This is a genomic window from Natronomonas gomsonensis (assembly GCF_024300825.1).
In the GTDB taxonomy this organism is placed as follows: Archaea; Halobacteriota; Halobacteria; order Halobacteriales; family Haloarculaceae; genus Natronomonas; species Natronomonas gomsonensis.
Genome location: NZ_CP101323.1, coordinates 83,568 through 100,776 on the forward strand (window position 1 = coordinate 83,568; position 17,209 = coordinate 100,776).

General features: G+C 64.8%; 15 protein-coding genes and 1 tRNA gene. 8 read left to right on the forward strand and 8 right to left on the reverse strand.

Going from position 1 to position 17,209, the window contains the following annotated elements:
* The first annotated feature begins 19 nt into the window (after positions 1-19).
* Positions 20-772 carry a dolichyl-phosphate hexose transferase gene (locus tag NMP98_RS00420; RefSeq protein WP_268105560.1) on the forward strand — a complete coding sequence of 251 codons (753 nt, stop codon included), beginning with the start codon at positions 20-22 and terminating at the stop codon, positions 770-772.
* Position 773: 1 nt separating this feature from the next.
* Here the strand turns inward: NMP98_RS00420 and NMP98_RS00425 are convergent, their stop codons facing one another.
* From NMP98_RS00425 to NMP98_RS00435, 3 genes are read right to left on the reverse strand one after another with little or no spacing between them, the layout of a single operon-like run.
* Positions 774-2,900: a DUF7846 domain-containing protein gene (locus NMP98_RS00425; RefSeq protein ID WP_254859455.1), complete on the reverse strand. Its 2,127-nt coding sequence runs from the start codon at positions 2,898-2,900 to the stop codon at positions 774-776.
* A 37-nt stretch (positions 2,901-2,937) separates the two neighbouring features.
* Positions 2,938-4,077, reverse strand: a complete 1,140-nt coding sequence (locus NMP98_RS00430; RefSeq protein WP_254859456.1) for an extracellular solute-binding protein — start codon at positions 4,075-4,077, stop codon at positions 2,938-2,940.
* Between the two features lie 39 nt (positions 4,078-4,116).
* On the reverse strand, positions 4,117-5,277 hold the full coding sequence (locus NMP98_RS00435; protein WP_254859457.1) for an alpha-1 4-glucan-protein synthase: 1,161 nt from the start codon (positions 5,275-5,277) through the stop codon (positions 4,117-4,119).
* A 107-nt stretch (positions 5,278-5,384) separates the two neighbouring features.
* Here NMP98_RS00435 and NMP98_RS00440 point away from each other — a divergent pair, with 107 nt between their 5' ends.
* Together NMP98_RS00440 and NMP98_RS00445 are read left to right on the forward strand one after the other, a co-directional pair.
* Positions 5,385-5,711 carry a hypothetical protein gene (locus tag NMP98_RS00440; RefSeq protein WP_254859458.1) on the forward strand — a complete coding sequence of 109 codons (327 nt, stop codon included), beginning with the start codon at positions 5,385-5,387 and terminating at the stop codon, positions 5,709-5,711.
* A gap of 110 nt (positions 5,712-5,821) precedes the next feature.
* Positions 5,822-7,036, forward strand: a complete 1,215-nt coding sequence (locus NMP98_RS00445) for an MFS transporter (RefSeq protein WP_254859459.1) — start codon at positions 5,822-5,824, stop codon at positions 7,034-7,036.
* Between the two features lie 466 nt (positions 7,037-7,502).
* Here the strand turns inward: NMP98_RS00445 and NMP98_RS00450 are convergent.
* Together NMP98_RS00450 and NMP98_RS00455 are read right to left on the reverse strand one after the other, a co-directional pair.
* Positions 7,503-7,577 (reverse strand) — tRNA-Ile (locus tag NMP98_RS00450).
* A 74-nt stretch (positions 7,578-7,651) separates the two neighbouring features.
* On the reverse strand, positions 7,652-8,242 hold the full coding sequence (locus NMP98_RS00455) for an FxsA family protein (protein ID WP_254859460.1): 591 nt from the start codon (positions 8,240-8,242) through the stop codon (positions 7,652-7,654).
* A gap of 95 nt (positions 8,243-8,337) precedes the next feature.
* On the opposite strand from NMP98_RS00455, the gene gpmI reads away from it, so the two are divergent.
* Positions 8,338-9,852 (forward strand): 2,3-bisphosphoglycerate-independent phosphoglycerate mutase, encoded by a 1,515-nt coding sequence (gpmI, locus tag NMP98_RS00460; RefSeq protein WP_254859461.1) that lies wholly within the window; start codon positions 8,338-8,340, stop codon positions 9,850-9,852.
* Here gpmI and NMP98_RS00465 read toward each other — a convergent pair whose 3' ends face one another.
* On the reverse strand, positions 9,853-10,545 hold the full coding sequence (locus NMP98_RS00465; protein WP_254859462.1) for a DUF1405 domain-containing protein: 693 nt from the start codon (positions 10,543-10,545) through the stop codon (positions 9,853-9,855).
* Between the two features lie 96 nt (positions 10,546-10,641).
* On the opposite strand from NMP98_RS00465, the gene pdxS reads away from it, so the two are divergent.
* Positions 10,642-11,547 (forward strand): pyridoxal 5'-phosphate synthase lyase subunit PdxS, encoded by a 906-nt coding sequence (pdxS, locus tag NMP98_RS00470; protein ID WP_254859463.1) that lies wholly within the window; start codon positions 10,642-10,644, stop codon positions 11,545-11,547.
* A 75-nt stretch (positions 11,548-11,622) separates the two neighbouring features.
* Positions 11,623-12,513, forward strand: coding sequence for an ATP-grasp domain-containing protein (locus NMP98_RS00475; RefSeq protein WP_254859464.1), 891 nt, complete (start codon positions 11,623-11,625; stop codon positions 12,511-12,513).
* Positions 12,514-12,567: 54 nt separating this feature from the next.
* Here the strand turns inward: NMP98_RS00475 and NMP98_RS00480 are convergent, their stop codons facing one another.
* Together NMP98_RS00480 and NMP98_RS00485 are read right to left on the reverse strand one after the other, a co-directional pair.
* On the reverse strand, positions 12,568-12,822 hold the full coding sequence (locus NMP98_RS00480) for an MTH865 family protein (protein WP_254859465.1): 255 nt from the start codon (positions 12,820-12,822) through the stop codon (positions 12,568-12,570).
* Between the two features lie 85 nt (positions 12,823-12,907).
* Entirely contained in the window at positions 12,908-13,330 is a 423-nt protein-coding gene (locus NMP98_RS00485; protein ID WP_254859466.1) for an SCP2 sterol-binding domain-containing protein, read from the reverse strand.
* Positions 13,331-13,500: 170 nt separating this feature from the next.
* Here NMP98_RS00485 and NMP98_RS00490 point away from each other — a divergent pair, with 170 nt between their 5' ends.
* Together NMP98_RS00490 and NMP98_RS00495 are read left to right on the forward strand one after the other, a co-directional pair.
* A complete protein-coding gene (locus NMP98_RS00490; RefSeq protein WP_254859467.1) occupies positions 13,501-15,882 on the forward strand; it encodes a hypothetical protein in 2,382 nt (793 codons plus the stop codon).
* A 232-nt stretch (positions 15,883-16,114) separates the two neighbouring features.
* Entirely contained in the window at positions 16,115-17,164 is a 1,050-nt protein-coding gene (locus NMP98_RS00495) for a PAS domain-containing sensor histidine kinase (RefSeq protein ID WP_254859468.1), read from the forward strand.
* Positions 17,165-17,209: the final 45 nt, after the last annotated feature.

A 17,209-nucleotide genomic window follows, 5' to 3' on the forward strand; every position in this document is an offset into this window, starting at 1 on the left:
GGAGAGAGACGACAGGACAATGAGTCAGTTACAGCACTCTAACGGCTCCGAATCCGCCGGCGATGCGGAGACAACGGACGACGACACGGCGGACGACTACACTTTCGAGGACCTCAGCGTCGTGATGGGTACCTACAACGAGGAAGCCGCCATCGCGACCGTTCTCGAGGATATCGAGCGCGTCACCGACGGGCAGGCGGAGGTCGTCTGCGTCGACGGCTCCGACGACCGCACGCCCGAAATCGCTCGCGAACACGGCGCTCGCGTCATCGAACAGGAGCCACAGGGGTACGGCGTCGCCGTCCGAGAGGCGATTCTCGCCCCCGACCGTCCCATCGTCGTCACGACCGACTGCGACGACACCTACCCGATGGAGCAACTGCCGGAGTTCCTCGAAGCCATCAACGAGGGCTACGACGTGGTCTCGGGGGACCGCCTGTATCACGGCGCCGACGCGATGCCGGCGTTCAACCGCTTCGGTAACCACGCCTTCGCCGCCGTCGCCAGCGTCCTGATGAACGAACGCGTCCACGACACCACGACCGGGATGCGCGCCTACCGTCGCGATGTGATCGAAGACATCGAGTGGACCGAAAACACCGGTCTATCGGCTGAGTTGCTCATCCGCCCGTTGATGCGCGGCTACGACATACAGGAGCAGCCCATCGAGTACGCCGAACGTGCCGGTGAGACGAAACTCGACCCCATCGAGGGCGGGGCCGCCATCGCGAAATCCATCGTGAAGGTGTGTCTCGAAGAGCGGTTCCGGTAACTCACGACGACGCTTCTACGTCAGTTTCGAAGGACACGCCGGCGAAGTGTTCTTCCGGATGGTCGGGGAGGTACGTACCCTCCCGGTCACAGTAGTCGACCAGCCGACAGACGGTTCGCTCGGGGGGCCAGACGACCTCGACGGTGTCACCGGTCGTCCGTACCGTCATCTCCTGTCGGTAGGTCAGCGTGCCGCCGTCCGGCTGGACGAGCCGAACGAGCAGGATGAGTTCGTCCGTGTCGGCGACGGAGACGGTGCCGTTGGCGCCGGCGAGGCTCGCTTCGTCGCCGTCGAGGCGCCATTCGGCGGTGTAGTCGTTCCCGACGCCACCGACGTTGCCGGCGTCGTATTCGACGTGGTCACCGGAGACGCTGAACAGCCTGACGGTCGCCCGGTCGACGCGGGCGGGGATGCCCACTGTCGTCTCACCGGTGAGGCGCTGGCCCTCCCGAACGTCGAGTTCGTCGAGTTTCGGCGTGACGTGGCGGTCGGGGTCGGCCGTCCACGCCCCGCGGTAGGTGTAGCGGTACTGCGTCCGGTTCGGGTAGGCGTCCATCACGGCGAAGTCGCCGGCGGGGTCGCGGTCTAAGGCGTAGACGACGGGGCCGTCGAAGCCGGGGTTGTTCCGGAGGTACTGGAAGGGATGATTCTGCCAGTCGCCGTACGGCGCCGGGATGAACACGACGGCGTCTTCGAAGTCGGCCGAATCGATTGGCTCGTAAGCGGTGTCGAATTTCTCGGTGTGGCCCGCGTTGCGCTCGACGGGCGGCGTGAGGACGGCGGCGTTGGCGACGCCGCCGACGAGGAGCACCGTCGCGAGTGCGACGACGCCCACGGCGCGGACGGCCCGCGGCGAGGCGGCAGCCGAGAGTCGTTCGGCGGTGACGCTGTTTCGAGCATGTCGCCAGCCGACGACGAGCGCGAACGCCGAAAACACCGACAGCGGAACAAGCAAATCGAAGTGATAGAACGGCCCGAACTGCGAGAGCAGGCCGTTGGTCGGGTCATCCATCGTCGCCAACACGTTGTAGTTGCCCCAGAAGGCGAGGTTGCCCAACGGGACGGTGACGAACAGGGCCGCGAGCAACCCGCCGACGCGGCGGCGCTCGCCGTCGAGACCGCCAACCCAGCGCCGGGCGGCGACCGCGATGCCGACGGCGGCGGCGGCCGTCCCGAGCAGTCCCGCCGTGAACCACCGAGTCGCGAGATACCAGAGCACGTAGCCGTTGGCTTCCAGCGCGAGGTCCAGCGTGTAGTCGACTTCGTGGCCGAGGATGCGGCGCTCGCCGAATCCCGGGCCGTCCATCGGCGCGAACGCCTCGTAGGGGAAGACCAGCGGCGACCCGGTCATCCGGGCGTTGTACGCCAACGCGAGGCCGACGCCGAGGAGGCCGAAGACTGCGGTCAGGGTGTTTCGGCGTGCGGCGTCGGAGAGGGGCCACACGCCATCCGCGCGGACGCTCCGAAGCACCGCCCACGCCGCGTGGACGATGAACGGCGCCGCAAAGAGGACCGCTGTGTACGGGCGGGCGAAGAAGGCGATGCCGACGACGGCACCAGCGAGACCGGCGCTCCGGAGGGAGCGCTCCCGGACCGCCCGGAGATACAGCACCGCGAAAGCGAGGTTTAGCATCGTCGTCGGCGCGTACGGCAGGAACACCGAGGTGGTCAGAAGCGCCATCGGCGAGACGGCGTAGACGACGCCGGCGACGAGACCCACGCGGCGGTCGAAAGCCAGCGACCCGAGACGATACACCAACGCCACGTTGGCGGCGGCGACGACCGCAAGCGTCACGCGCGGCTCGCCGAACAGTGCCATCGAAACCGCGTACATCGCGGCAGGAACCGGCGTGTACTTGGGGTAAAGTCGGCGTCCGTCCTCGATGAAGAACCACGGGTGAAACGCGTCGGCGAGGCCGCCGGCGTACAACTCCAGTTGCCCGGCGAGCAGCAACGACGCCTGCTGGAGATAGACGCCCTCGTCGTGGTTGCTGGAGTGGTAGGGAAACAGCGTCTCCGCGGTCGCGAACACCACGATGCCGACGAGGACGGCGAGGCCGGCCGCCAGAAGCGTCTCCGTGGGCGTCTCACGGAACCGACGGCGGAGGGCATGGAGCGGCCGAATCACGTCGAATCGTACAAATCAGTGGGGATACGTCGTGTGGTCAGACGTCGATGCCGACCTCACGCATGAGGTCGATGGTCGGTTCGAGGTCGGACAACTGCGTCAGGTCGATGTCCGGTACGTCGAGTTCGTCGATGGTCGGCAACTCGCCGATGGGTTCGACGTCGCTGACGAGGGGGTACTCGAAGGTCGAACGGGCGAAGTAGTCCTGTGCCTCCGCCGACAGCAGGTGCCGGACGAAGTTCGAGGCGAGCGTCGCGTCGCTTGCCGCGTCGGTGACAGTAGCGCCCGCGACGTTGAAGACGGCGCCGGCATCGCCCTCCGTGAACGCCGTCGCGATGGGTGCGTCGGGGGTCCCGTCGAGGACGCGCTGGATGTAGTAGTGGTTCGTGAACGCGGCGTCGATTTCGCCGTCGGCGATGGCCTGACACGTGACGAACTCGTCGGGGTAGGAGGTGATGCCCGATTCGACGACGCCTTCGAGCCACTGCCGGGTCGCGTCCTCGCCCTCGATGATGCGCATGGCCGTCACGAACGCCTGACACGAACCGTAGGACGGCGCCCACCCGAGGTCACCCTCGAAGTCGGGATAGGCCATGATGTCGTTCGGTAACTCGGAGGCCGAGTACGCCTCGGTGTTGTAGGGGATGCTCCGTGCGCGGCCGGAGGTGCCGACCCACTGGTCGGTCCGGAACTCCTCGCGGACCATGTTCAGCACTTCGTCCGGAAGCGCCTGCGTGCGGTCCGCGTCGGTGAGCGCGCCGAGAGAGCCGGCGTTGACAGAGTAGAACACGTCTGCCGGGGTCCCCTGGCCCTCGTTGATTATCTGGTTGACGAGGTCCGTCGAACCGGCGTAGCGTACCGTCAGCGAGAAATCGTCGTAGATGTCCTCGATGTAGCTGATGAGGTCGCCGACGAGGAACTCCCCGCGACCGGAGTACAGCGTCAACTCGCCTTCGAGGTCGGGCATCTCCGCCATCGGGGTGCCGCCGGGGGTGCCGCGCCCTTCACGGCCGGAGCCGATCTGTCCGATGGGGCTGTCGCCGTTGCCGTTGCCGTTCCCCTCGCCGTTGCCGAGGATGTCCGAACAACCCGCCAATCCGACGGTTCCCGCAGCCGCCGCCCCCGCGAGGAACGTCCGTCGGTCGGTTCCGTCGAAAAACGATTTCGGTGAATCCATGTGTTTTAGGCTTGCCTAAATTAACTTATAGTCGTCGGTTCAGTCGTCCGCGGCCGCCGGGACGCGCTGCAGCGATTCGAGGCTGTCCAGACAGTCGAGCCAATCGTACATGTACTCGCCGACGTGGTTGAAGAACGCACCGTTGTTGTACTCCGAGTAGTCCCCGTCGTGGAGTTCCTCGGCCATCGCCTCGAACACGCCCGCGTAGCTGTCCGCCTCGCTGCCGGCGTCGTCGATGATTTCCCAGAGGTGTTCGTTCAACTCCAGGCCGGCGACCTCGTTGGTGAGGTCGTCGAACGTCGACCGCGGCGCCTTGTTGTGTTCACACAGCGGGTAGCCGTTGTAAATCTGCTTGCCCAACACGTCGCAGGCGCGTTTGAGGAACACGCCGCTCCAGATGTCGTCGAACCGGCCCACGTCCCACTCGTTTTCGTCCATCGGCAGTTGATAGAACGCGGGGATGACCTCTCGCTTGAACGCGAGGTTCATCGAACAGACGGTGAGGTAATCGCCCTCGCTGGCGACGAAATCGCCCTCGAAGTCGCCCCGAGTCGTTCGGGTTTGGGCCTGTCCCTGCAGGTCGCCGTCCATCAGAATGCGGACGGCGTCGAGGTCCGGCACGTTCGTCCACAGTCCCTGTGAGGCGACCACGTCGTCGACGGACTCCGTATCCGTCTCGACGGTCTCGTCCATCGCCGCGTAGGGGTAGCCCCGCGGATACAGGCCGTGTTCGTCGGCGTTTTGGTACAGCACGTTGACCCACTGTTCGTCGGAGGACACCGACTCGATTTCGCCCTCGAACGCGAGGTTCTCCATGTGTCGTCCGAAGAAGTCGTCTTCCTCGTGGGGCAGAGTGTCGTCGTCGATGAAGAAGCCGTACTCGAAGCGCTCGTTGGCCCACATGTACAGCAGGCCGAAACTCGTCTCGGCGTGGCTGGCCGCCGGAACGACGTGGCTGTACTCCGCGATGTCGTTTGCCTCGTACCACTCCTGTCGGCGCGACCCGTCGAACACCTCCCCGCAGACGCCTTCGTCTTCGAGCATCGCTTCCATCTCGTCGGTGTCACAGAAGTCTTCGGTGACGAGGACGACGTGCAACCGCGAGAGGTCGAAGTCGTGGCGGCGAGCGTTGTCGAAGTACGCCCGCATGCATTCGTACTCCCGAATCGTCGGAACGACGACGCAGATGTCTTGATTCATCTTTCGCTTACTGGCTATGTTTTAGGCTGGCCTAAAGAGGTGTCGGTTCGTCGTCCATCGACGCCAAAGACGATATATGGGCTCACACCGAAGCATCTCCACTTCAAATGCGGTCCGTCACAGAACTTATCGACGCCATACACGACATTGAGGAAGGCGATACCGTCACCGTCGAAACCGAAGCCGAGCAGTACCGTGGTGTCGTCACCCGGTCGGAGTACGACGCTCCGGGAGAGAGCGAAACCGGCGTCGTTCGCGTCCGGATTCGCCTCAAGGACCGCACGTCCCCGGACCGGCTCGAACTCCGGACGTCTGCGTCCCCTTCCCGGAAATTCCCCCGGCCGAAACTACATGTCGGCGGCTTCGCGGGTGACGCCGAGGGAGAACCGCTCGGTTCGGTCGCCGACATCACTGTCGAAGCGTCCGACATTTGAGTTCCGGCCGGCTTCCGGAATCTCACTGACGCCACGTCGTCCCCGCGCTGTTCCCTGAGTTATAAACAGTTATTCGTCCGCTGTCGAACGATTCAGTACTGACGCTCGAAATGGGGTTTCTCGAATCTATCGGCGACGAGGCGGGGGAGCTGTGGGGCGACGGCAAGGGGCCGCTCCTCGTCACGATTGCGGGTGGTTGGGGGGTACTGCTCGGCACTCGAATGGTGTATCCCGTGCTGTTGCCGTACCTCCGGGAGTCGTTCGACCTCAGCCTCACGGTCGCGGGCCTGCTCGTGACCGTTCTGTGGCTCGGGTCGGCGCTCGGCCAGCTCCCAGGCGGCGTCCTCGCCGACCGATACAGCGAACGGGCGGTCATGACAGCGGGGACGGTCGTCGTCGCCCTGGCACTTGTAGCCGTCGTGACGGCACAGACGCCCCTCGTCTTATTCGCCGCGACGGCGCTCGTGGGTCTCGGCCAGTCGCTGTACCCCATCGCGCGCATCACGATACTCTCCGACATCTATCCCGGCCGAATCGGGAGCGCACTCGGGGTGACGATGGCCACCGGCGACCTCGGCCAGACGGTGCTGCCGCCGATTGCCGGTGCGCTCGCCGCCGCCGTCGCGTGGCAACTCGGCCTGGGATTCATCATTCCACTGCTCTTGGCAGTCGGGGCCGTTCTCTGGGTAGTCCTGCCGGCACAAACGCCGACGTCCAGTGCGGTCGATTCGCTCTCGGCCGACAGCGCACGCTACGTTATCGCCGAATTACGCCGGTCGAACTTGCTTTTCGTGGCGTTCATCCTCTTTCTGTACATCCTCATCTGGCAGTCGTTCACCGGGTTCTATCCGACGTATCTGGTCGAAGTGAAGGGGCTGCCGTCGTCGGTAGCCGGGGTGCTGTTCAGCGTGTTCTTCGCCTTCGGCGTCGTCGTCAAGCCGCTGGCCGGCGCGGCCTACGACCGAATCGGCATGCGTCGCGCCCTCGTCGCCGTTCTCGTCGGCCCCGTCGTCGGGTTGGCCTCTCTGCCCTTCATCGAGGGGCGGTGGCCGCTCGTCGCCGTCACCGCCCTCGTGAGTACGATGCTCGGCTCTGGGGCGATTACCCAGTCGTTCCTCTCCGATGCGATTCCCGACGAGATTCAGGGGACCGGCCTCGGTGCGATTCGAACGGCGTCGGCGACGCTCGGTGCTGCCGGCCCGGTGCTTTTCGGCAGCATCGCCGACCGTGGATACTTCGACGAAGGGTACCTGTTGTTGGCCGCGATACTGGTCGTGGTCATTGTTCTCACCCTCCGACTCCCCGAACGCGCTTCGAAGGGCTGACCGGTATCCTCGCTCGTTTCGGGAGTGCTGAGTAACAGTTGGGACGGAAGAGACACAGGAGCCGACGAATTACCGTCGGTGGGGTGGGGGATGTGCGGTTGTGCCTCTCGGGTTCCGTCCACTTGCCTCTACGGTCGAACCACGCTTCAGCGACGTGGCCATTATGATACCCCCTCCGTCAATACGTCTAGACTCACTCGACGGCTGTTCGCTCGCAAGTTCGACAGAGAGCCGCTATCGGGTCGTCGATGGATGGAATCGTCACCGACTCCCGGATATACCGACGGTGGCCACAGTGTGACGAGTCGTGCGGCACCTCCGGTTTCGGCTATGCAAACCGCCCGAGGTGAGCGAACGAACTCATACGAGAACTGCCGCTCTTCGAGAAGTGGTATCGTCGGAAATTGGGCGCCTACGGGAGTTTGGCCACCGATTTCCGTCGGCCAAAGGCCGGTTGGAAACCGAGTGGGCCAACTCGGATTTGAACCGAGGACCTCCCGGTTATCAGCCGAGCGCTCATACCTAGCTGAGCTATTGGCCCTAGGTAGGCGCATTTCATCGTAGCGCGGTTGGTTGTTTAAACGTTTCTTTTCGGCGGCCCTTCGGTGGGTGATGTCATGCCCGGCGGTCGGTCGAGCCGTCGTCGTCGCCGTCGTCGTCAGTTTGACCGTCCGGGTCGGTGAACTCGTAGGCCTCCTCGTCGATATCGACCGGTTCCGAGCCGGGCCGGCCTTCGTCCATGCCCTGACGGAAGAACTCCTCGCCGGGGTCGCCGCCTTCGTCGGCGTTCGGGAACCCGCCGATGTAGACGTTTCCGGAGGCGAAGCCGCCGGTCTGGGCGTCGACGTACGGCTTGACGACGTACCGCTTGGTGAAGACCCTGATGGGGTACCGCGTCGGCGGCAACACCAACAGCAGCCCGAGGAGGTCGGTCACGAGACCGGGCGTGAGCATCAAGACGCCGGCGACCAACAGGAGAGCCGCGTCGAGCAGTTCGTCCGTCGGCGGTTCGCCTTGCGCCAGTTTTCGCTGGAGGCGCTGGAGTGTGTGACGCCCCTCTGCGCGGGCGAGCAACAGACCGATGAGCGCCGTCAACACGACGAGTGCGACCGTCACGACCCCGCCCAACTGCGTCGCCAAGACGACGAGCAGCATGATGTCGAGCAGGGGGACGAGCAGCAGGACGCCGATGACCCGCAAGTCCATACCACGGTGTCCGGTTGGGTGCGGGAAAACCCTTCCGAGAGGCGAGCCGACGAACACCGACACGGCCTTACGCCGCCGACGGCTTCCACCGGGTAATGAGAGCAGCGCTGGTCATCCTCGACGGCTGGGGACTCGGCGACGGTGACGAATCCGACGCTGTCGCCGCCGCCGACACGCCGACGTTCGACCGCCTCCGCGAGACGGGCGCCTTCGGAACGCTGGAGACACACGGCCGACGCGTCGGCCTTCCGGAGGGACAGATGGGAAACAGCGAAGTCGGCCACCTCAACATCGGTGCCGGCCGCGTGGTCAAACAGGACTCGACGCGCATCACCGACGACATCGACGCCGACGTCTTCGCCGACAACGAGACCATCACCGACGCCTTCACGCACGCACGTGACAACGACGGCCGCGTCCACTTCATGGGACTGGTCAGCGACGGCGGCGTCCACTCCCACCAAGCACATCTCCACGCACTGGTCGAACTCGCGGGCGAACGCGGCGTCGACGCCGTCACCCACGCCTTCACCGATGGCCGCGACACGGCCCCGAAGAGCGGCGCGGGCTTTCTCGCGGACCTCGAAGCCGTCGCCGAGGAGGCCGGTACCGGCGACGTGGCGAGTGTCTGCGGCCGCTACTACGCGATGGACCGCGACGAGAACTGGGAGCGGACGAAACGCGCCTACGACGCCATCGTAAACCGGGAGGCGCCCTACACGGCTGATTCGGTGGTCGATGCCGTCGAGCAGTCGTACGCGCGCGGCGACACCGACGAGTACGTCGAACCGACGCTCGTTTCCGGCGGCCCCGCACTCGCCGACGGCGATTCGGTCGTCTTCTTCAACTTCCGGTCGGACCGCGCCCGCCAACTCGTCCGGATGCTCGCCGACATCCGCCCCGAGTGGGACTTCCAGACCGACCCACCCGACACCCACCTCGTCACGATGACCGAGTACGACGAGACGTTCGAGTTGCCGGTCGCCTACCCGCCGCTGGAACCCGAGGAGACGCTCGGCGAGACGGTTTCGAAGGCCGGCCTCACGCAACTCAGGATGGCTGAATCCGAGAAGTACGCCCACGTCACCTACTTCCTCAACGGCGGCCGCGAGGTGGAGTTCGGGGGGGAACACCGCGAAATCATCCCGAGTCCGGATGTGCCGACCTACGACGAGCAACCCGAGATGAGCGCCCGCGAGGTGACCGACACCGCCGTCGACTACATCGACCGCGAGGACCCCGACGTGCTGGTGTTGAACTACGCCAACCCCGACATGGTCGGCCACACGGGCGACTTCGAGGCTGCCGTCGCCGCCGTCGAAGCCGTCGACGCACAACTGAACCGACTCGTCGAAGCGGTTCGGAACGCAGGCGGACACGTCCTCGTCACCGCCGACCACGGCAACGCCGACGACATGGGCACGCCCGAGGACCCCCACACCGCACACACGACGAATCCGGTCCCGTTCGTCTACGTCGCCCCCGACGGAACCGACGGCGGGCGGCAGGTCAGAGACGGTGGGACGCTCGCGGACATCGCACCGACGCTGCTTTCGCTCATCGATGTCGACAAGCCCGAAGCGATGACCGGCGAGAACCTCTTGGAGTAATCAGACCGCGCCCGCACGCTGTTTTTCGATTCGCGTCGTCAGCGACAGATACACCGCGATGATGAGCAAGACGACCGCACCGGCGGCCGCGACGCCGAGGGCGTCGGCACCCAAAAAGACGGGTGCGTCACGTTCCAGCGGAATCAGCGTGTGATGGAGGTCCCCGCGAACGGGAACGAAGTAGTCGACGACGGTGTCGACGGTGTACCACAGCGTCGCGACGCCGACCGCTCGCGGGTCGAAGTCACCGATTCGGTGCAACAGGAACGCCTGGACCACCATCGCGGCGTGACTCCAGATGAGGAACTGTCGCATCGCCGGGTGGAGATAGCTGAAGGCGTCCCAGTAGGCGAGGTGGACGTACACCGTCCACCCGCCCAAGATGATGTTGCCGAAGAAGGCAAGCGCCGTCAGCCACGCCTGGGGTCGGTCGAGTTTCCACGCCGCCAACGCGAGGGCGATGAGCAGCGTCGCCGCCGGACTGTCGGGGACGAACGGCCACATCTCGACGGGCGTAATCTGGAACTGGAAGCGGTAGTAGTAGAAGCCGAAGGCGGTGCCGGCGAGGTTGACGAGGACGACCAGCCACGCGAGGTTGAGGCCGAGGTTCTCGATGGCCTCCGGCAGCGGCGCGACGTACCGCGGGAGGTCCGCGCGGGGCACGTCGGATTCGAACAACCCTCGGATGTCCATGTGGCCTCCACCGAGCGATGGCACAAAAACACCTCGGCACCGGCCACCACCCCTCGAAAGACACGCGTTAAGTGGGTCCGACTCCAACACGGGCGTATGACCGAAACGGACCTCGAAGAGCTCCGTCGCGGGACGGACCTCGTCAAGCGCGGCTTCGCGAAGATGCAGAAAGGCGGCGTCATCATGGACGTCGTCACCCGCGAACAGGCCCGAATCGCCGAGGACACCGGCGCAGTCGCCGTCATGTCGCTGGAGGCAGTCCCCGCCGACATCCGCAAGCGCGGCGGCGTCGCCCGAATGGCCGACCCCGCGGCCCTCGAAGAGATTATCGACGAAGTGTCCATCCCCGTGATGGGCAAGTGCCGCATCGGCCACACCGCCGAGGCACAGATTCTCGAAGCCACGGGCGCCGACATGCTCGACGAGAGCGAGGTCCTGACGACCGCCGACGAGCGATACCACATCGACAAACGTGATTTCACCGCGCCGTTCGTCTGTGGCGCCCGCAACCTCGGCGAGGCGCTGCGCCGCATCGACGAGGGCGCCGCCATGATTCGAACCAAAGGCGAGGCCGGCACCGGCGACGTGAACCAGGCGGTCACCCACCAGCGCAACATCCAGCGGTCGATTCGGAAACTCTCCGGAATGAACTACGAGGAGCGCGACGAGTGGGCGCGCAACCACGAGGCTCCGCGTGAATTGGTCCACGAGACCGCCGAGATGGGCCGGTTGCCCGTCGTCAACTTCGCCGCCGGCGGCATCGCCACGCCCGCCGACGCCGCGCTCATGATGCAGTTGGGCTGTGACGGCATCTTCGTCGGTTCGGGCATCTTCGGCGCCGAGGACCCCACCGCGATGGGCACCGCCATCGTCGAGGCCGTCAACAACTACGACGACCCCGAGAAACTGCGGGACATCGCTAAGGGCATCGGCAAGGGCATGAAGGGCCAAGCCAACGAGACGATGCCCGAAGAGGAGAAACTGCAGGGTCGCGGCGTCTGAACGCACGGTAACCCGACTACTGCATTCGACTTCCGGACGATATTCTTACGGTCACGCCGACTCGACTCCCGAGTCATGGCACCGCTCGATATCGGTATCGTCACCGGCGAGAAAGCACCTTCCCTCACCGACGACGGCGAGGCACTCGCCGCCGAGTTGTCGACACGGGGCATGGAGGCGGAGCCAGTCGTCTGGAGCGACGACGAGGCCGACCCTACCGTCTTCGATGCGGTGTTGTTTCGGTCCTGCTGGCACTACTACCGCCAGCCGGAGGCGTTCCGACGCTGGCTGGAGCACCTCGATTCGGCCGGCGTTCCCGCCGTCAACCCCACGTCGGTCGTCCGCTGGAACATGCACAAGTTCTACCTCCGTGACCTCGCCGATGCTGGCGTCGATATCGTCCCTACAGCGACGATTCCGGCAGCGAGCGACCGAGACCTGACGTCGATACTGGCCCGTCGCGACTGGGCGGAAGCCGTGGTCAAACCTGCCATCGGAACCAGTTCTGCGGGCGTCTGGCGCGTCTCGGGTGAGGGTCTCGACGACGCCCGAGAGCGGTTCGTCGAGGCTCGTGCCGACGGTGACCTCCTCGTCCAGAGGTATCTCCCCGAAATCTTCGACGGCGAGCGCTCGCTCGTCTTCTTCGGTGGCGAGTACAGCCACGCCTCACTCCGGATGCCAGCCGACGACGACTTCGCTGCAAACGACGCCGTCGAACCGTACGAACCACGGGAAGCGACGATAGCGACCGCTGAATCGGTCCTCGGTGCGGCACGGGACCGCTTCGACCTCAACCCCGAGGAACTGCCGTACGCCCGCGTCGACGGCATCGTTCGAGAGGGCGAGTTCCTGCTGTCGGAGTTGGAACTCATCGAACCGTTCTTGGGGCTTGAGCGCTCTCCGGGTGCCGTCGAGCGCTTCGCCGACGCTATCGAGGCGGCTATCGAAGCGGATACCGGGGCATGAGGAGGTGCTCTCGTCGCGGAGAAGGGTCGACGACCCTCCGTCAGCGAGTCGCGTTCAGACGTAGCCTTCGTCTTCGAGGCCGTCCATCAGGGCGTCGACGAGTTCGTCGACGCTGTCGTAGGGGTAGTCGGCCTGTCCCGACGCTTCCTGATTCAGTTCCATCGCCGTGATGGTCTCGTCGCCGATGTCAAACGTCGTACCGGGGCCCTGCGGGAGGGCGGGCACGAGGTCCATCGGGCTGTTCACGGGGTAGTCGGCGCCGCCGAAGGCGTTCTCGAACTGCTCTCGAACTGCGTCTCTGTCTGCCATGGTGCACCACGACAGTTCTCGGGATTCGAGTTGGGCGTGATGCCTCTCAATGCTGGCCGTTTAAAACGAAACGAGACCGTGCCGGTCAGTAGGTGTACTCCGTGTCGATGCGCTGGCCTGTCTCGCTCATCGCGACGGCGGCCTCGCTGTACTGCAGGACTTTCTGCATGTCGCCCTCGATGTCGAAGACGCCGGACATCATCCCGTCTATCGGGCCGATGTCGCCTTGATTGAGCGCCACCCAGTCGCCGTAGTCGCCCCGATAGACGAAGCCGGCGTCGACCTCGTCGGGAGAATCGATTTCCCGTGCTTCGGTGCAGGTGCCGTCGTCGAGGGCGATGAAGAAGTATCGGTCCTCGGGGAGGCGGTCGTCGGCACGGATGTGGAACACGAAGTCCCCGTTGAAGCCGACGCCCCACCCCTGTCCCTTCTCGGCGTACTCGTCGTTGTCGTTCAGTTGCTCGCGCCACTCTACAATCCACTCTTCGGATGGAAACGGGATGGACATGTGTGAATACCTGTGGTGTGTGTCGACAACCCACCATCGGTCGTGTCGGAAATAAAAGGTTCGGCAGGGTGACCACGGTTGCTACTCCCGGTTACGACCCGGCTTAAATGACCGTGTACACCCCCCGCAACGCTTTATTACATAGGAAAAACACACCTGTGTAGATACTCGTGACTACCCGCAACGCACAGAGTCAACCCGAGGCGTCCGAGGAGGCGGCCTCGCTGGACGACGGGGTTTTGGGGGCGGCCCTAGTGGGGTCGATACTCGGCGGCCTCGCCGGTCTTGCGGCCTTCAACAGCCTCGCGCCGATTCATCTCGCCTTCATCGGCAGCGTCGTCGGTGTCGGCGGCACCGCGAGTTACGGTGCGTGGCTCGGCTTGGCCCTCGTTCTCGGGCTGGTGTTCGCCGCGTTCGCGGCGCCGGCCATCACCGCCTACACCGCCGCGACCACGTGGTTGACCGCACGAATCGCACTGTTCCGCAAACTCGTCCAACCGCTCGTCATGCGCTCGCCGCTGGGAACGACCGCCGCCGGCGTCGGCCTCATCTACGGCGCCCTCGCTGGCGTCGTCGTCGGGTTGGTCGTCGTCCCCTCGTTCATTCCGGCGGCCGAGGTCCCGCTGACGAACACGAACATCGTCGTCGGCTACGCTGTCTTCGGGTTCGTCTTCGGCCTCGGTTACGGCCTCACGCTTGAGGGTACCATTCCGCTACCCTCCTTTTCGTTCATCAGTTCCCGGGTCCGGGCGACCGTCCTCGCGCCGGTTCTCGCCAGCACACTCTCGGGCGCTATCGTCTACTCCCAACAGCCGCTGTATCTCCGCTATCTCGGGGCGATAGCCGGCGACGGCGTCCCGACCACCGGACTCGGTATCTGGGTCGGACTCACCGCCGTGTTGGGACTGCTGTTCGCGCTCGTCGCCGGCGGCCACGCCGCCCGCGGGAACGGCACCACCGGCTACGGCTTCGTCTACGGCATCGTCTTGGCGGTCTTCGTCGGTCTCCTCGCGGTGCCGGCGGTCGCCTCCGCGGCGACGCCGTTCGACCTCGGCTTCGGCAACGTCGCAGTGAGCACACTCGGCGCGTTCGTCGCTTACGGCGTCGTCCTCGGGTCGACGTTCGGGAAGGTCGTCAACCAACGGCCGCTCCGGCCCGCGTTCCTCGTCGGCCGAAGCCGTGCCGTGGTGTTCTCGGCGCTGCTCGCTGGCGCCGCCTCCGGCGGACTGCTGTACGCCAGTTCCCCGGTCTATCTCCGACTGCTCGGCGCCATCGTCGGTTACGGCGGCTCTGCAGGCATCGGGTTCGGCATGTGGCTGGGCCTCACGTTCCTGTTCGCGATGGTCTTCGCCGCGTTGGGCGCCCGTCGTGTCGAACGGACCGACGTGCCCGCCCAGTCCGGCCTGAAGGTCGGTACGGTCTACGGCGTCTTACTCGTCTTCGTCGGGATGCTCGCCATGCCGTCGGTCATCACCTCGGCGACGCCGTTCGCCCTTCCGACGCCGCACATCGCCGGCACGGTCCTCGCAGCGTACCTCCTCTTCGGCATCGCCTTGGGTGCCGTCTACGAGGGCACTCGCGGTGCCGGTCTCTCCCCCGCGTTCCTCCACGGCCGCGGCGTGCCCGTCCTCGGCGGCGCTATCGTCGGTGGCACCGCCGGCATCGGCCTCATCTACGGCGCCCTCCCGCCGAACCCCTATCTCTACGTCCTCGGGAACATCGTCGGGATGCCCTCGCTCACCGCCGGCATCGCCGTCTGGTTCGTCCTATCGCTCCTCGCCGGTCTGCTGTTCGTGCCGCTTGCGGCCGGGACGCTCGAACGCCGTCTCGGCTTCGTCCGGGGACTCGGTGTCGGATTGGTCTACGGCGCTATACTCACCGCCGCCATCGGCGTCGTGGGCGTTCCGGCGGCCACCGCCATCGACCTACCGCACACCGCCCCGCCGGTCGCCGGCTACTTCGTCTTCGGTGTCGTCTTCTCCCTCGTCTACACGCAACTCCGGAAGCGAACCATCGTCCGCGAGGAACTCCCCACTTCGACGGCCATCGGGACGAGCGGCCAACGCGCCATCGTCTTCGGGTCGCTGTTCGGCGGTTCCGTCGGCGGCCTCATCGTCCACCATATGGTCGGCGGCGGTGCCATGCGGTTCCTCGGTGCCATCGTCGGCTACGGGGGCAGCGTCACCATCGGCTGGGTCGTCTGGCTCGCTATCTCGCTGATTCTCGGATTGACGTTCGCCGTCGCTGTCGGCCCGCGACTCAGTCAGTACGCCCGCTCGATGGACGAGTTCGTCGAGAACGACGCCGACCTCGACGCCGTCTTCGGTGACTTCCTCGACCGCGCGCCGGTCACCACCGCGGCCGCCGTCGCCGGCTTCGTCTACGGCATCGTCGCCGCCATCGCCGTCGGTGCCATCGCAGTTCCTCTCGCGGTCAACACCGTCACCCCATTCGGCCTGTTCGTCCCCACGCTCCAGCCGTGGTTCCTGCTGGCGTTCGTCCTCTACGGACTGGTGATGGGCGTCGGTTACGGCGTGATTAAGGAGTTTTAGACGCTCACTCTTTACGCAAGGGGGTTCCCGCAGCGACCGAAGGGAGCGAGGAACCCCCTCCCGCAAAACTTGGGGGACCCCCCGACAGCTCACTTCGGGCGCTCGCGGATGCTCATACAATAACGAGGTCCAAAACGGGAATGGGCTCCTGAACCCCGCGCTCTGTGACCCCACGATTCTCGAAAATAGGTGTACAGTCGATATTTATATTGTTCGAGGCGTACAATACGGCGTGAGTAATTCGTCACTTGGTCAACGGCGCGATTTTCAGTCACTGTTCGACCAATTGGACGGAGTCGCACTCTGGACCGCCACAGAACCCGACACGTTCGACTACATTAGCGATGGCTTCGAAGGGATATGGGGCATCCCGCCCGAGGAAGTTCAGGATGACATCAACAGGCTGCTTGAGACGATACACCCAGAAGACCGCGACCGGGTTCGGGCTAACATCGAGGGGTCCGACCGAGGGCTCCACAACGAATCGTACGAGGGTCGGGTTGTCCAACCCGACGGGTCGATTCGGTGGGTACTGACTCGGCAAGTCATCATCCGGAATAACCAAGGAGAGGTGACTGAAGTCGTCGGCATCTCCACCGATATCACGGAGCAAAAGCGCCGGGAACAGGAACTCGAAATGCTAAATCGGGTTGTTCGTCACGACATTCGAAACGATTTGGCGGTCATGCTCGGGTGGGCGGAGATGCTCGACGAGCACGTCGATGAGGAAGGCCGAACGTATCTCGAAAAAATCCTCAACAGTGGCGAGCACGTCGTCGAGTTGACCGAAATTGCTCGCAACTACGCCGAGACGGTCGTCTCTGACGAAGAACTCACCATTGAGCCAACTTCGATTTGCTCTATCCTCGAAACCGAACTCTCGCTTCGTGAGGAATCCTTCCCGGATGCGGAGTTCGTCGTTCCCGATTCGCTCCCCGACGTCGAGGTGGCTGCCAACAGTATGCTTAGCTCGGTGTTTCGGAACCTGCTGAACAACGCCATCCAGCACAACGATGCGGAGAACCCAGTAGTCGAAGTTTCCTGTGCGGTGCGAGACGAGGACGTAGAGGTCCGAATCGCCGACAACGGCCCCGGAATCCCCGATGAACAAAAGGATGTGGTCTTCGGGAAAGGCGAAAAAAGCCTTGGCAGCCCCGGGACCGGGATTGGCCTCTATCTCGTCCAGACGCTGGTCGACCAGTACGGCGGTGATGTGTGGGCCGAGGACAACGCGCCGACGGGGACCGTCTTCGTTGTACGGTTGCCGAAAGCGACCGAGTAACACCAGTGGTTACCAAGGCGGTGTTCCGTGTCCAAGCAGGACGGA

What these genes read in the sequence shown, in the direction of transcription:
- NMP98_RS00475 (WP_254859464.1), top strand. Translation starts at nt 11,623, where the DNA reads ATGGCACCGCTCGATATCGGTATCGTCACCGGCGAGAAAGCACCTTCC.
- NMP98_RS00485 (WP_254859466.1), bottom strand. Translation starts at nt 13,330, where the DNA reads ATGTCCATCCCGTTTCCATCCGAAGAGTGGATTGTAGAGTGGCGCGAG.
- pdxS (WP_254859463.1), top strand. Translation starts at nt 10,642, where the DNA reads ATGACCGAAACGGACCTCGAAGAGCTCCGTCGCGGGACGGACCTCGTC.
- NMP98_RS00430 (WP_254859456.1), bottom strand. Translation starts at nt 4,077, where the DNA reads ATGGATTCACCGAAATCGTTTTTCGACGGAACCGACCGACGGACGTTC.
- gpmI (WP_254859461.1), top strand. Translation starts at nt 8,338, where the DNA reads ATGAGAGCAGCGCTGGTCATCCTCGACGGCTGGGGACTCGGCGACGGT.
- NMP98_RS00455 (WP_254859460.1), bottom strand. Translation starts at nt 8,242, where the DNA reads ATGGACTTGCGGGTCATCGGCGTCCTGCTGCTCGTCCCCCTGCTCGAC.
- NMP98_RS00465 (WP_254859462.1), bottom strand. Translation starts at nt 10,545, where the DNA reads ATGGACATCCGAGGGTTGTTCGAATCCGACGTGCCCCGCGCGGACCTC.
- NMP98_RS00440 (WP_254859458.1), top strand. Translation starts at nt 5,385, where the DNA reads ATGCGGTCCGTCACAGAACTTATCGACGCCATACACGACATTGAGGAA.
- NMP98_RS00445 (WP_254859459.1), top strand. Translation starts at nt 5,822, where the DNA reads ATGGGGTTTCTCGAATCTATCGGCGACGAGGCGGGGGAGCTGTGGGGC.
- NMP98_RS00480 (WP_254859465.1), bottom strand. Translation starts at nt 12,822, where the DNA reads ATGGCAGACAGAGACGCAGTTCGAGAGCAGTTCGAGAACGCCTTCGGC.
- NMP98_RS00420 (WP_268105560.1), top strand. Translation starts at nt 20, where the DNA reads ATGAGTCAGTTACAGCACTCTAACGGCTCCGAATCCGCCGGCGATGCG.
- NMP98_RS00435 (WP_254859457.1), bottom strand. Translation starts at nt 5,277, where the DNA reads ATGAATCAAGACATCTGCGTCGTCGTTCCGACGATTCGGGAGTACGAA.